Source organism: Winogradskyella echinorum (assembly GCF_014297365.1).
Taxonomy (GTDB): domain Bacteria; phylum Bacteroidota; class Bacteroidia; order Flavobacteriales; family Flavobacteriaceae; genus Winogradskyella; species Winogradskyella echinorum.
The window spans coordinates 101589-116207 of sequence record NZ_JACOQD010000008.1 but is presented as its reverse complement, the minus strand read 5'-3'; the positions used below and the strand labels follow the sequence as shown (position 1 = coordinate 116207).

The 14619-nt window shown below is 31.2% G+C and carries 13 protein-coding genes; all 13 read right to left on the bottom strand.

Annotated features, from left to right (window positions below; all coding sequences use genetic code 11):
* Positions 1-54: 54 nt before the first annotated feature.
* Entirely contained in the window at positions 55-294 is a 240-nt protein-coding gene (locus H8K90_RS16855) for a DUF6095 family protein (RefSeq protein ID WP_186847165.1), read from the bottom strand.
* Complete coding sequence (gene murQ / locus H8K90_RS16850; RefSeq protein ID WP_186847164.1) at positions 278-1093, bottom strand: N-acetylmuramic acid 6-phosphate etherase; 816 nt, start codon at positions 1091-1093, stop codon at positions 278-280. The genes H8K90_RS16855 and murQ overlap by 17 nt, the downstream gene beginning before the upstream one ends.
* Before the next feature lie 28 nt (positions 1094-1121).
* Complete coding sequence (locus H8K90_RS16845; RefSeq protein ID WP_186847163.1) at positions 1122-1937, bottom strand: DUF4249 domain-containing protein; 816 nt, start codon at positions 1935-1937, stop codon at positions 1122-1124.
* 3 nt (positions 1938-1940) lie between these two features.
* A complete protein-coding gene (locus H8K90_RS16840) occupies positions 1941-4316 on the bottom strand; it encodes a TonB-dependent receptor (RefSeq protein WP_186847162.1) in 2376 nt (791 codons plus the stop codon).
* A 141-nt stretch (positions 4317-4457) separates the two neighbouring features.
* A complete protein-coding gene (locus H8K90_RS16835; RefSeq protein ID WP_186847161.1) occupies positions 4458-6680 on the bottom strand; it encodes an NADP-dependent isocitrate dehydrogenase in 2223 nt (740 codons plus the stop codon).
* Positions 6681-6828: 148 nt separating this feature from the next.
* The gene (locus H8K90_RS16830; protein WP_186847160.1) at positions 6829-7401 is read right to left on the bottom strand and encodes a pentapeptide repeat-containing protein; all 573 of its coding nucleotides are present in this window, start codon (positions 7399-7401) and stop codon (positions 6829-6831) included.
* A 740-nt stretch (positions 7402-8141) separates the two neighbouring features.
* Complete coding sequence (gene rplS / locus H8K90_RS16825) at positions 8142-8492, bottom strand: 50S ribosomal protein L19 (protein WP_186847159.1); 351 nt, start codon at positions 8490-8492, stop codon at positions 8142-8144.
* Positions 8493-8695: 203 nt separating this feature from the next.
* Positions 8696-9373 carry a tRNA (guanosine(37)-N1)-methyltransferase TrmD gene (gene trmD / locus H8K90_RS16820; RefSeq protein ID WP_186847158.1) on the bottom strand — a complete coding sequence of 226 codons (678 nt, stop codon included), beginning with the start codon at positions 9371-9373 and terminating at the stop codon, positions 8696-8698.
* 223 nt (positions 9374-9596) lie between these two features.
* Positions 9597-10025 carry a hypothetical protein gene (locus H8K90_RS16815; protein WP_186847157.1) on the bottom strand — a complete coding sequence of 143 codons (429 nt, stop codon included), beginning with the start codon at positions 10023-10025 and terminating at the stop codon, positions 9597-9599.
* A 206-nt stretch (positions 10026-10231) separates the two neighbouring features.
* Positions 10232-10702: a GNAT family N-acetyltransferase gene (locus tag H8K90_RS16810; protein WP_246457882.1), complete on the bottom strand. Its 471-nt coding sequence runs from the start codon at positions 10700-10702 to the stop codon at positions 10232-10234.
* Positions 10703-10735: 33 nt separating this feature from the next.
* Complete coding sequence (locus H8K90_RS16805) at positions 10736-11344, bottom strand: tRNA (guanine-N1)-methyltransferase (RefSeq protein WP_186847156.1); 609 nt, start codon at positions 11342-11344, stop codon at positions 10736-10738.
* Positions 11345-11600: 256 nt separating this feature from the next.
* Positions 11601-13049: a glyceraldehyde-3-phosphate dehydrogenase gene (locus H8K90_RS16800; RefSeq protein WP_186847155.1), complete on the bottom strand. Its 1449-nt coding sequence runs from the start codon at positions 13047-13049 to the stop codon at positions 11601-11603.
* Positions 13050-13184: 135 nt separating this feature from the next.
* Positions 13185-14606 carry a S1C family serine protease gene (locus H8K90_RS16795; protein ID WP_186847154.1) on the bottom strand — a complete coding sequence of 474 codons (1422 nt, stop codon included), beginning with the start codon at positions 14604-14606 and terminating at the stop codon, positions 13185-13187.
* Between the last annotated feature and the right edge of the window lie 13 nt (positions 14607-14619).

Sequence of the window (14619 nt, the reverse complement as noted above, 5' to 3'; positions counted from 1 at the left end):
TATAAACCCTTACTAGATAACTAGTAAGGGTTTTTTTTGTTATATATAGTAAAATTATTTTTTCCTTTTGAAGATACTATTAAGAATTGTGTTGATTCCAATGAATAAAAAAGCAATAGCAGCAATACATAATAGGATAGAAATAATAAGTAACGGAATATAAAGCGGTTTATCGTCATTATCTAGTGTTAAATGTAATAGAGTAGGACCTGCAAACATTAATAAAAGACAAATCCCCATTTGTTTTAAACCCTTTACTAAAACATCTTTATCGGTTCTATTGTTTTCTTCCATTTAGAATGCTTTTTCTTACACTTTTATACTTATTCAATAATTCTGCTGCTGTTGACTCAGGTACTTTTAATTCGTTCATAATCATTTTTATTCCTCTATCAACTAGTTTATCATTACTAAGTTGCATGTCTACCATTTTATTACCTTTTACTTTTCCTAATTGAATCATAGAAGTAGTAGTAATCATATTTAGGACAAGTTTTTGGGCTGTACCAGCTTTCATTCTAGAACTACCAGTTAAAAATTCTGGACCTACAATAACTTCTATTGGGAATTGAGATACTTGCGATAACGGACTCTTATTATTACAAGTAATACATCCAGTAATAATATTATGGTTATTACATTCTTTTAAAGCGTGTATAACATATGGTGTAGTTCCTGAAGCTGCAATACCAACGACAACATCTTTATCAGAGACATTTTTTAACTGTAAATCTTTCCAACCTTGAGTAATTGAATCTTCGGCATTTTCTACAGCTTTACGTATAGCATTATCACCTCCAGCAATTAGGCCTATTACTAAGCTATGTGAAACTCCAAAAGTTGGTGGACATTCTGATGCATCAAGTATTCCTAATCGACCACTAGTTCCTGCACCTATATAAAATAAACGACCTCCATTTTTTAATTTATAAACTATTTGTTCGATTAATAATTCTATTTGTGGAAGTGCTTTTTCAACAGCTAGTGGCACTGTTTTATCTTCATTATTAATATTAGTGATAATCTCATTGATAGACATTTCTTCGAGATTATTATATAAAGAATCTTGCTCTGTAGTTTTAATAAATGCCATGCTTAAAGATAATAAATATTAGTATATACTATTCAACGGTGTAAATGACTTCATCTACTTCAGATAATCTAAAATAGCCAAAAGGATAATTATTGGGATTAGTTTCATTTATGCAATTGCCTCTAACTGTTGCAGGCTGCGTTTCAAAAGGTCCACCACTTTCATCACTTCCTTGTTGTAAAAGAATGAACATAAATTCGTAAAAACGCTCAGACACACCATAATTTCTAATAGTTACTACATCTCCAGATTCTAAATCTTCTTCAGTGTAAAACCCAAAAATTTGATTTCCATCAGTAAATTCATCATCATACACTTCTAGAGTTGGGATAACCGGAATATCGCTTATAAATTCAAAAAAATAGTAATTTTCTGTTAAAACTGGATCTGTATAGTACGCTTTCAATTCGATATCTTCACCAGTAAAACCACCTTCATTATTTTGCTCTATATAGTCAATAGGGACCACTGATTTTAATGTTTCTGCAGCGGAATATTGTTCACCATTATAATTGATAGTCAACGTATAAGTCTCGTCAACTACTGGAATAAAATTATTATTTCTGTAAACACCAGTAGTTCCTTCTTCAATAAAGTTAAATTCATTACTATTTGAATCTGTAATTTGGATTATTGCTCCATTTGCTGGTGGAATTAGATCATTAAAGAATGGTGCAGATAAAGACAGTTTTATGCTTTGTTCATTACCAGGAGTATTCTTAAACCAGTTAATTGAAGCTTCAATAACCAATCTTGGTTCAGCTTCATTTAAATCTACATCTATAACATCTTCACAATTATAAAATAATGAAAAAATAACTGTTATTAATATAAGTTTTTTCATGATTTAAAATTTAAAATTATATGATACGGAAGGTACAATACCAAAAATTGCCAATCTAACAGCTTCATTATTTCCAGAATTTCTATTTTCTCTAAAAGTTAAACTTGCAGCATTTCTTCTGTTGTATAAATTATAAATACCAAAAACCCATTCGCCTTTTAACTTTTTATCACTGTTTGGTTTTGGGTTATAGTTTACGGCTAAATCTAACCGATGATAAGAAGATAATCTACTCGAGTTGCGTGCTTCAAAACTAGGTATTACAATGCCATTATACTGATATTGTCCATTTGGTAACGTTGCAGGTTGTCCTGTTTGAAAAATAAAATTGGAACTAAATGACCACTTTTTATTTAATTCATAACTTCCTGTTAGAGAAATATCGTGTGTTTTATCAAATGCAGTATTATACCAATTTCCATCGTTAATTCCTGTTTCAGCAGTTGTTCTACCTGGTGTTCTTTGTTCAGATTTTGACAACGTGTATGCTAACCAGCCTTTAAGTTTTCCTTCATTTTTTCTGAAAAGAACTTCTAATCCATAAGCTCTTGCTTCTCCATTTAATATTACTTGTTCAATAGCATTATTTGCAATTAAATCGGCACCGTCTATATAATCTATTCGATTTTTAATTTTTTTGTAGAAACTTTCAATCTCTAACGAAAATATATCATCATTAAAGTTTTTAAAATAGCCTAACGCAATCTGATCTAATAATTGAGGTTTTACATATTTTCCACTCGGAGTCCAAACATCTAGCGGAGTAGGTGAGCTTGTGTTTGATAATAAATGTAAATACTGACTCATTCTATTATAACTTGCTTTTATTGAAGATTTATCATTAAGTTGATATGCTATTGCAAGTCTTGGCTCAATATTAGCAAAGGATTCTATAACATCACTACGACTAAAATTATCTGTACCAATTGGATCTGCTTTTTCATAAATACCAAGATCTTCATTAAAAAGTACAGGGTTATCATTCTCATATACGTTTAATTCATCTTGTCCTAAACGATGAAAAGTACTAAACCGAGCACCATAACTCACTGAAAGTTTATTGCTAAGTTTATGCTCCGCATCAATATAGATTGCATTTTCAAAAGCATATTTATCAATAAGTTTAAATGGGTTAATCCCAGAATCTTCAGTTGTTGGATTAATTTCTCCAGGGTTAAATTTGTAATAAATACTATTTAGGCCGTATTCTAATTTAAAATTATTGTTTATGTAGTGTTTAAAATCGTACTTAAGATTAAAATTTCTAATTCCAGATTCCCAATCAAACTCTACAAAGTCTAATTTTAACCCATAGTAATAATCTGAATATATCAAAGATAAGTTTGAGAAGAGCTTATCAGAAAATAAATGATTCCATCTAAAATTAACAACAGTATTTCCATATGTGTTTTCAAAGCTATCTGCTAATTCAAAGACGTCCCTTCCAAAATAACCAGATAAGAAAATGCTATTTTTTTCATTTAATCTATAACTAAGTTTTGTATTAAGATCGTAGAAATAGGCAATATTATCAATATCAAAAAGTGGTAAAAATAAATGTGCGTAACTACTTCGTCCGCCTAATAAAAATGATCCTTTATCTTTTTTTATAGGACCTTCGGCTAAAAGTCTGCTAGATATTAATCCAATACCACCATTCATATGAAATTCACTGCTGTTGCCTTCTTTTTGATAAATGTCTAACACCGATGAAACTCTACCACCGTATTTAGCAGGAATTCCTCCTTTATATAATTTTATATCTTTAATAGCATCTGGATTAAATACAGAAAAGAAACCAAATAAATGTGACGAGTTAAAAATTGTCGCCTCATCTAATAAAATTAAATTTTGATCTGCAGCACCACCTCTAACATTAAAACCAGAAGATCCTTCACCAGCATTTGTAACACCAGGAAGAAGTGTTATTGATTTTATAACGTCTACCTCTCCTAAAATTACTGGCATATTCTTTATCGTTTTTATAGATAAAGAATTAACGCTCATTTGCGGTTTTTTAATGTTTAGTTTTTCAACATCTTCGGTAATTACAACTTCATCAAGGCTTTCGGCTGCTTCAATAAGTTTAAAATTTTTAGATAAATCCGAATTTAAAACTATGGTTTCAGAAATTGTTTTAAAACCTAAATAACTAATTTGAACGCTATAAGTGCCAGATGGTAAAGTGATTGAGTAAAAACCATACTCATTCGTCATAGTTCCAGATTGTATGTCTGGAAATATTATGTTAACACCAATAAGTGTTTCGTTACTTTGATTATCAGTAATTGTTCCGCTGAATGTAAATTTTTCTTGGGATAAAAGAAATAAAGGAAAAAGCAAAAAAAGGAATAAAATTCTTCTAAGAGATAATACCATATACGCGTAAAAAAAGGTTGGTCTGATTAAGTATTTATATCTAGACGAATTACTTAAGACATTGTTACTGTAAAATTAAGTTAAAAGAAAAAAAAAGCTTCTATAAAAGAAGCTTTTAACATTACCTTAAACTATTTACAGCTATTTATTTAAAATAGAATTTAGCGCATTACTTGGTCGCATCGCTTTTGTAACTAAATCTTCATTAGGATAATAATAGCCATCAATGTTTACCGATTCACCTTGGCAATCAATAAGTTCTTTTATAATAGCATCTTCGTTAGAAGATAGAGCATTATAGATACTTATAAATTCAGATTTTAACTCTGCATCTTTATCTTGATTTGCTAATGCTTCAGCCCAGTATAAAGCCAAATAAAAATGACTTCCTCTGTTGTCTAGTTCGTTAACTTTTCTAGAAGGTCCTTTTCTGTTTTCTAGCAATTTATCTGAAGCATCATCTAATGCTTCACCTAAAACTCTTGCCTTTTCGTTATTATTTACTTCGGCATAATGCTCAAGAGATACTGCTAACGCTAAAAATTCACCTAGAGAATCCCAACGTAAATGATTTTCTTCTACAAATTGTTGAACGTGCTTAGGAGCAGATCCACCAGCACCAGTTTCAAATAAACCTCCACCATTCATTAATGGAACAATAGATAACATTTTCGCACTTGTACCAACTTCTAAAATTGGAAATAAATCCGTTAAATAATCACGTAATACATTTCCTGTTACTGAAATTGTATCCTCACCATTCTTAATACGCTCTAATGTAAAATTAGTCGCTTTAATAGGAGATAAAATTCTAATATCTAAACCAGAAGTATCATGATTTGGAAGATATTGTTCTACCTTCTTTATCAATTCTGCATCATGAGCTCTATTTTTATCTAACCAAAATACAGCAGGCGTTTGAGACGCTCTTGCTCTTGTAACAGCTAATTTTACCCAGTCTTGAATTGGTGCATCTTTAACCTGACACATTCTCCAGATATCTCCAGTTTCAACTTTATGATTCGTTAAAACTTCGCCAGAAGTATCAATAACTTCAACTTTTCCTTTAGAAGGAATTTCAAAAGTTTTATCATGCGAACCATATTCCTCAGCCTTTTGAGCCATAAGACCAACGTTAGGAACTGTTCCCATAGTTGTTGGATCGAACGCTCCATGTTTTTTACAAAAATCTATAGTCGCAATATATACTCCTGCATAGCTGCTATCTGGAATAACTGCTTTGGTGTCTTGTTGTTTACCTTCTGCATTCCACATTTGCCCAGATGTTCTAATCATTGCTGGCATTGATGCATCAATAATAACATCACTTGGTACATGTAAATTAGTAATACCTCTATCAGAGTTTACCATAGCTAAATCTGCGCTATGATCTAAAGCAAATCTAATATCCTCTCTAATTTCATCGCGTTTATCTTCTGGTAATTCACCTAATTTCTCTAGTAAATTTCCAAATCCATTATTAACATCAACACCAATTTTATCGAAAGTTTTTCCATGCTTTTCAAACAAATCTTTAAAGAAAACACGAACTGCATGACCAAATATAATTGGGTCACTGACTTTCATCATAGTTGCTTTCATGTGTAATGAAAACAAAACGCCTTTATCTAAAGCGTCTTCTACATGATGCTCTAAAAATTCAATTAAAGCTTTCTTGCTCATTACGGTGGCATCAATAATTTCACCTTTAAGTAAATCTAAATTATCTTTTAAAACTGTTTTATTACCGTCTGTATCAGTATGAACTATTTTTACGCTTGTTGCATCAGCAACTGTTACCGATTTTTCGTTATGAGCAAAATCTCCTTTAGACATTGTTGCTACATGTGTTTTAGAATCTGGTGACCATGCTCCCATACGATGTGGGTTTTTCTTAGCATAATTTTTAACAGCTTTTGGTGCACGTCTGTCTGAGTTTCCTTCTCTAAGTACTGGGTTTACGGCACTACCTTTTATTTTATCGTAACGCGATTTTATGTCTTTCTCAACATCATTTTTTGGCTCGTCTGGATAGTTAGGTATTTTGTATCCTTTAGCCTGTAGCTCTTCTATAGCATCCGTAAGCTGAGGAATAGAAGCACTAATATTTGGTAATTTTATGATGTTTGCTTCAGGTTTTTTAGCTAATTCACCTAATTCTGCTAAAGCATCATTTACTTTTTGGTCTTCAGTTAAAAAGTCTGGAAATACAGCTAATATTCTAGCTGCTAATGATATATCTTTAGTTTCAATGGTAATACCAGAAGATTTGGTAAACGATTGAACAATTGGTAAAAATGAACGTGTTGCTAAAGCCGGAGCTTCATCTGTTTTTGTATAAACAATCTTTGCTGTTTTGGTCATAATTAGTTAAAATATTTTGATTGTGTAATAGCTAGTTTTTTAGCTTGGCAAATATACGAAAACGATAACGTTTTCTTAGTGTTAGATTAATAGTAAACAGCTTAATATTTTGTAGAAATGACAATAAAAATTCAATTATATTAAAAATTTACTTTATTCTAATATTAAAGGCAATGAGAAGTCCTAAACAATTTTCTTTTGAAAACACCGCGTTTTTAATTTGATTATCGGAAGGGTCTATAACAAAATTATAAGCCGTTAAGAAATCGGCATTTTCTAGGTTGGTATTTCTGAATGTAGATCCTTTTAAGTCGCAGTCTAAAAACGATGTGTTTTTTGCTACACTTTCCGAGAATTCTACATTGTGCATTTTACAATTTAAAAATTTTGTGGCGCTAATTTTTAATTTGTAAAATGAACTTAAGTTAAGCATACAATCCTTAAAGTTGAAGCCTAGTAAAAAATCATTACAGTTTTGAAACAATACTCCAACTAGTTTGCAATTATAAAATTCTACTTCATTGAACGTAGTATTTGTAACATTTACATTACTAAAATTACATTCTACAAATTCACATTCTAGAAAAATATTATTTGAAATATCAGAATTTTCAAAATTGCAGTTAGCAAACGAACAATCTAAGTATTCTGCTTTTGGTAGAATGTTTTTAGTGAAATTTTCGTTTTTAAAATGTTTGTTTTCTACGGAGTGTTGATTCATTATGTAAGAATACAAAAGATTAGATTAAAATTAAGGTGAATTTCTAACGAGGATAAAATTGTAAAACGGAATAAGTTTATAAAATCAAAAAGCCATATCAATACAGATAAATCTGCGCTAACATGGCTTTCATTGAAACAGTACGTACGTGACTTATTTAGTATTCACTAAATCGGCTGTATGGCTTACACCATCATCCTTTTCGGTTCAAGCGTTGCTGTTTCGGAGAAACTTTTCATACCTTTCAAAATGTATTGATCTGATAATACTAAGCTTCGCAAGATTTGTTTCTTTTGATGTTTTTTCCTTTATTGTTCGCTTGCGCGTTCAATACGTCCAAAAAACATTGCTCATCCTTTTCATGTTCACTTTCGATTCCATTACTTCTTCAAAGCTTTCAGCTTAATAAATATAATCTGCAAAACATACTATACATATTTTAAGCATCATGGTTCTTTCACTTCACTTATCTACACAAGCAGCTCCACAACCTCAAAAAACAATCTCAATAAATAAAGAACGTCTCTTTATCTGCAACTAACATTAATTTAAAATATATTTTAAAACCAAACTAGGTTTGTTGTTAATTGTTTAGCTAATTTACATTACAATTGCGAATAGACAAATTTTTTAACAGTTTAGATATAAACATCTTATAAACCACACTTATTAACAAAAGTTAATAAACTAAAAAAGCCTTCTTAATTGAAGGCTTTTTTAATGTGTTATGTAAGATTGAATTATCTTCTAACTTCTTTAATTCTTGCTTTTTTACCAGTAAGACCTCTAAAGTAGAAAATTCTAGCTCTACGTACTTTACCACGCTTGTTAACTTCAATTTTTTGTAAAGCAGGTAAGTTAACTGGGAAGATACGTTCTACACCAATTGTTCCTGACATTTTACGGATTGTAAAAGTTTCTGAAGTTCCGGTGCCTTTGCGTTGTAATACTACACCTCTAAAGAACTGCGTACGTACTTTTTCACCTTCTCTAATTTCATAGTAAACTGTAATGGTATCACCAGCACTAAATTCTGGAAAGTCTTTACGTGTTACAAATTCGTCTTGTACAAATTTTACTAAAGAATTCATTTTGTTTTATTTATAATGGTTGTTTCAAATCAACATTCACGATTCTCGCCAGAGGTTAATTCAAAATTGGGTGCAAATATAGTTAAAAAGTATAAAGTAAGAAGTGTAAAGTGAAAAGTTTTTAAGTTACTTTTACTATTATTCGTTATGCCGTTAATCAAGTTTTGGAATTTAGTTTTTGAAGTTTGAAATTTCTTTTGGAACTATTCGTCCAAAAGGTCTGGTCGTCTTTCTTGTGTTCTTTTAAAGGCTTGCTCTTCGCGCCATTTTTCTATTTTAGGAAAATTACCGCTAAATAAGACTTCTGGTACCTTCATGCCTTTGTATTCTCTTGGTCTTGTATATATTGGTGGTGCCAACAAACCATCTTGAAACGAGTCGGTTAGCGCAGAGGTTTCATTTCCTAAAACTCCTGGTATTAATCTAATAACAGCATCACATAAAACCGCAGCACCTAATTCTCCACCCGATAAGACGTAATCTCCTATTGATATTTCTTTGGTGATAAATTTATCACGTACACGCTGATCGACCCCTTTATAATGACCACATAGAATAATAATATTTTCTTTTAATGAAAGATGATTGGCAATACCTTGGTTGAGCTGCTCACCATCTGGCGTCATATATATAATGTCATCGTAGTTGCGCTCTGCTTGTAATTTGGAAATACATTTGTCTATAGGTTCTATAAGCATAACCATGCCAGCTCCACCACCAAATTGTGTATCGTCTATAGCTTTGTAGCCACCCGTTGCAAAATCTCTTAAATTATGAAAGTAAACTTCTACCAAACCTGCTTCTATAGCACGTTTAAGAATTGAAGCATCAAATGGACTTTTTAAAAGTTCTGGTAATACGGTTATAATATCTATGCGCATGGTAATTTTTAATAGACTGCAAAGATATGTTTAATTAAGAGAATTTTTTGGATGATATTATTGAAGTTCGTTTTACGGTTTTGTGTAAGATTAGTTGCAAGGTTCAACAACTAATTTAGTAAACAAAAACGAACGCGATAAAATTCGGAAGGAATTTAATAAATAAGCAATTATCAAAGCAATTAATTGTTTACGGTGTTGGCAACTAGATTTTATAATAATTTTAATCAGTCAATTCAATTTCATAAGTTGTTAAACCATACCCTGAACTTCCTAAATCTTGATTGATGACTGTCCAATCTTCATTCTCAACTGGTGATAAGATTAAAAAAGGATTAATCAAATCTTGCGATTCATAAAATTTAATTTCACCAAATGAATCTTTAGGGACTGGATTTACACCTATTATTCCATCTTCAAAAATTTTGTACGAAGTGTTTTTTTCTATAACGTCAGTTGTATCTATTTCATATCCTAATTCTTCCGATTTCTGATAAATTATTATAATATCTTTATTTGTTTCATTGTTTATAAAATACTCTGCTGAACCTGCTGGTTCAATGATAATATTATCATCGCTATTTTTGCTACAACCACTTACTACAATAATAATGAATAATATATATGCCTTAATTAAATTGAAAAATTTCATAATGTTTTTTATTTTAAGATGAAATATATACCAAAAGGTTGCTTATGGTTATTAAATTTATCTTTGTGTTTAGCTTATAGCCAACTTAAGTGATATGAGTCTGTTTCAATACTTTAACTACGCTCAGTACTAGTTTTATATAACAGACGTTAAACGAAGTTAGACGAAAATTTTGACAAAGTCAAGTTGTAGTAAAGCATTAGTTTTTAAGTTGTTGTCCAAAAAAAATGCATGTCAGGATCTTTTACAAAATCTAATCGTTGATACAAATGTTGCGCAGGATTATCAAATGCGGTTTGTATAGCCAAGCCTTTATTGTTTTCTTTTATACAAAGTTGTTTGGCCTTTATTATTAAGGCTTCTCCGATGCCTTGCTCTCTATAATTAGAGTCTATAAACAGATCGTTTAATAAATACATAGGTTGCATAGAAACAGAAGAGAGTAGTGGATAAAGTTGTGTAAAACCAACAGCCTTATCCTCTATATAAGCCATATAGATTACAGCATCTTTATTTTTAAAGCGCTCTATTAAAAATTGACGTGCTCCATCCTTGTTTGTTGGTTGTTTGTAGAATTGTCTATAACCATCAAATAATAGGACTAAATCTTCTAAGTGGTCTATATGTGCTTTTATAATGGTCATAAAAAAATCCGTAATTAAAATTACGGATTTCATTGAGATTCTTTACTATGTTAAGAATAACATTTATTAACTTTTTTGCTTATTTAGCTCATCTTGCAATTGACGTCTTACTTTTTGCTCGCGCTCTAAAGCTGTACGTCTGTGTTCTTCAAACTCTGTTTCTACTTCATCTAACTTATGTTTAGCTTCTCTGGTGGCAGAGTTACTACCTTTAAATTTATAGATAAAGAATAAGAGAAATGCCATTAATCCTGCAATGATACTCCACATTAACACCTTATAACTAGCTTTACTCATTTGAGCGCCAAATAAGGAAATATTATCTTTTTCTTCGTTTGTAGCATTAAGGGTAGATTCTGTATTAGATAAACTAGATTTTAGGCTAGCTATTTCTTCTTCTTGCTTAGTAACTACAGCTCTAGTATCTGCTAAATCTTTATGAAATGCTTTTAAGGTATCTATAGTATGAGCTTTTAATGCATATAACCATGTTCTTTTTACCACTTTATATTCTTGGTAACGTCCAGATTTTTGAATAACATATTCAAACTGATTATCTATGGTTCCACTATTGAGGGATAATTTTTCTTCTTCTTTATCTTCAGCTTGGGCATTTACAGTTTGTAAACTAAGTGTAACTAAAAGAATTACAGATACTTTGGTTAAGAATTTCATCTTAGAAGTAATTTTTGGTATTGTTAGATTAATTAGGTCGTAAAAATAATAATTTTATGAGGATATGCTACATAAATTACTAAACAAATAGCCTCACAATTTTGAGAGGCTAATTTATATACGGTATATCTATTATTTTGGATGTTAGAAATTTATAAAATTGAGAATTTTAAAATTCTTAGGTTATTAAACTGTTTTAAAAACAAAAAAATCTTGCCGTAAGACAAGATTTTTTCTTTTTCTTTTTCAAAGAATTCTAATAGTAAGCATAGCGTCTTACTTTAGAAATATACTTTGCTAAACGAATTACTTGGTGGCTGTAACCATATTCGTTATCGTACCATATATATAGTATTGCATTTTTTCCGTCTTTTCTAACTATAGTAGCTTTACTATCGTAAATTGAAGGTGCAGAGCTACCAACGATATCGCTAGATACTAATTCATCGCTCATTTCGTATTTAATTTGCTCTACTAAATCACCTTCTAATGCATACTTTTTCATGATGGTATTCATGCTCTCAACAGAAGTTTCATTTTCTAATTCTAGGCTAAGAATAGCTAAAGAACCATTTGGTACTGGTACTCTAATAGCATTAGAAGTTAGTTTACCTTCTAAAGATGGTAATGCTTTGCTTACTGCCTTACCTGCACCAGTTTCCGTAATTACCATGTTTAAACCAGCAGCACGTCCACGTCTGTATTTTTTGTGGAAATTATCTACTAAGTTTTGGTCGTTAGTATAAGCATGAATGGTTTCTAGATGTCCAGATTTTACACCAAAAGAATCTTCGATTGCTTTTAAGATAGGTGTAATGGCATTAGTAGTGCAAGACGCAGCAGAAAAGATATCTACCTTGTCTGGATTATGTTCTAGGTGATTAACACCATGTACAATATTTGGCACACCTTTACCTGGTGCGGTTAATAATACTTTAGCAACGCCATTAGACTTTAAGTGTCTTCCTAAAGCTTCATCATCTCTAAATGCACCTGTATTATCTATAACTAAAGCATTGTTAATACCATATTTAGTATAGTCAATATCTTCTGGAGCATTTGCTGAAATAATTTTTACAGTGGTACCATTAATTATTAAAGCACTATTTTTTACATCTGTGCTTACCATACCAGAAAAATCTCCATGTACGGAATCATTTCTAAGTAGTGATGCACGTTTTTCTAAAACGGTCTCATTAATTTCACCACGAGTAACAATAGCTCGTAATCTTAACTGATTACCTTTACCAGTACGCGTCATTAACTCACGCGCTACTAATCTACCGATTCTACCGAAACCATAGAGTACAACATCTTTTGGCTCAATACCTTTGTTTTCTTTAGCATCACCTAGTTTAGATGCTACAAAAGCTGTAGCATTACTGTACTTCTGATCTTCTAGATGAAACTCATACGTAAGTTTACCAATGTCTAACTTTGCTGGTGGTAAATCTAAAGCATTAATGGCTTGAGCAATTTCAACTGAATCGAAGATAGAAATTGGCTTTTGAACAAATTCACCTGCATACTCGTGCAAGTTTAAAATTTCGCTCACATTTCTATCAATTAATTGATTTCTAAATAGAACAAGCTCAATAGACTTATCGTACCATAAGTCGCTTACAATTTTAATAAATTCGACCGTTGCTCTGCGACGATCTGCTTGAAACGCTAACTCTTTTTCGTAAGTGTCGTTAAAACCCATTTGTTTTGGTTTAGTGGTTTAAAATTTGCGCAAAAATACATATTTCAAACGTTTTCGTAGCACTTTTTAACGAAAATAAAAACCCTTCAAAGAATAATACTTTGAAGGGTGATTTTGTTTATTTTTTCTAATGTTTTATCTAAAGTTGTAGACGACTTTTTCTCCTTCTTTATTAAGTATTTCTATTTGTAAGGGTTCATCATAACTTTTATTTTTTATTGCGTTTTTTGCATCATCTACAGAATATAGTTTTTTACCATTTAAACGAGTAATAATGCTACCTTCTTCAACACCATTATTTCTCCAATAAGATTCCAGCTTTGGGTGATTTGTTAGGCTAGATATTTTTAACCCGTAATCTAATTTAAAATTCTTTAATTCTTTTACTGAAGTATTTTTAACTATTCCGATAGTTGGGATTTCATATGACGAATTTTTTAATAATGTTACTGGTAATATCTTTTCATCACCATCTCTTAATAATGTTACATTAACAACATCATCTGGACTTTTCGTTTTTAAATAACCAGATAGGTCTGAAAATTTATTAATTTCTACATTATCAATTTTCTTAATAATGTCACCAGATTTAATGCCAGCTTTCTCAGCTCCAGTATCTTCTTGTATATCGCTAACGTAAAAACCTTCAGCGATGTCTAAACCTTTTTCTTCAGCGAACTTACTATTTAAAGCTCCACCAACAACACCAAGAATACCATTTTGCACATTGCCATATTCCATAATATCATTCACAATTTTGCGCGCAATGTTACTCGGTACAGCAAATGAATACCCAATATAGGATCCTGTACGGGATGAGATGGCGGTATTAATACCAATTAAATCTCCATTAGTATTTACCAAAGCTCCACCCGAATTACCTGGATTAACAGCAGCATCTGTTTGTATAAACGATTGTGTATTTTGGCCAGATAAATCTCTAGATTTAGCACTAATAATTCCTGCTGTAACTGTAGAGTTTAAGTTAAAAGGATTACCAACGGCTAAAACCCACTCACCAATTTTAGCATTGTCTGAGTCTCCAAAGGCCATAAATGGTAAGTCTTCATCTTCAGTTTCTATTTTTAATAAGGCAATATCAGTGGATTCGTCAGAGCCAATCAATTCTGCCATATATTCTTTATTGTTGTTTAAGGTAATGCTAATCTCGTTAGCGTTTTTAATAACATGGTTGTTAGTTACAATATAGCCAGTTGGCGAAATAATTACTCCACTTCCTGTACCTACTTGTGCTCGCTGTGATTGTTGTCCATAAAATAGATCGCGCATAGACATAGGTGCACTAACGATAGATGTATTTTTTACATGAACAACAGCATCTAATGATTTTTCTACAGCAGTAACAAAATTTGGTGCTATTATAGAGTTATCATTAATAGCATTAACAGTATTATTTGTAGGAACAAAAACAGGGAAGTCTGAGGATTGTTCTACAGCCAACTGTTCATTGTTTTTTTCGACAAAAAGTTTATAACCACCTAAAGTTAATAGACCACCTAATGCCGAAACGCATACTAATGTTAGAATCTTCTTCATAAATTTTCAGAAT

Bases quoted from the DNA above. Each gene is read 5' to 3' on its own strand.
- H8K90_RS16795 (WP_186847154.1), bottom strand. From the start codon at position 14,606: ATGAAGAAGATTCTAACATTAGTATGCGTTTCGGCATTAGGTGGTCTA.
- murQ (WP_186847164.1), bottom strand. From the start codon at position 1,093: ATGGCATTTATTAAAACTACAGAGCAAGATTCTTTATATAATAATCTC.
- trmD (WP_186847158.1), bottom strand. From the start codon at position 9,373: ATGCGCATAGATATTATAACCGTATTACCAGAACTTTTAAAAAGTCCA.
- H8K90_RS16800 (WP_186847155.1), bottom strand. From the start codon at position 13,049: ATGGGTTTTAACGACACTTACGAAAAAGAGTTAGCGTTTCAAGCAGAT.
- H8K90_RS16815 (WP_186847157.1), bottom strand. From the start codon at position 10,025: ATGAAATTTTTCAATTTAATTAAGGCATATATATTATTCATTATTATT.
- H8K90_RS16845 (WP_186847163.1), bottom strand. From the start codon at position 1,937: ATGAAAAAACTTATATTAATAACAGTTATTTTTTCATTATTTTATAAT.
- H8K90_RS16840 (WP_186847162.1), bottom strand. From the start codon at position 4,316: ATGGTATTATCTCTTAGAAGAATTTTATTCCTTTTTTTGCTTTTTCCT.
- H8K90_RS16805 (WP_186847156.1), bottom strand. From the start codon at position 11,344: ATGAAATTCTTAACCAAAGTATCTGTAATTCTTTTAGTTACACTTAGT.
- H8K90_RS16810 (WP_246457882.1), bottom strand. From the start codon at position 10,702: ATGAAATCCGTAATTTTAATTACGGATTTTTTTATGACCATTATAAAA.
- H8K90_RS16855 (WP_186847165.1), bottom strand. From the start codon at position 294: ATGGAAGAAAACAATAGAACCGATAAAGATGTTTTAGTAAAGGGTTTA.
- H8K90_RS16835 (WP_186847161.1), bottom strand. From the start codon at position 6,680: ATGACCAAAACAGCAAAGATTGTTTATACAAAAACAGATGAAGCTCCG.
- rplS (WP_186847159.1), bottom strand. From the start codon at position 8,492: ATGAATTCTTTAGTAAAATTTGTACAAGACGAATTTGTAACACGTAAA.
- H8K90_RS16830 (WP_186847160.1), bottom strand. From the start codon at position 7,401: ATGAATCAACACTCCGTAGAAAACAAACATTTTAAAAACGAAAATTTC.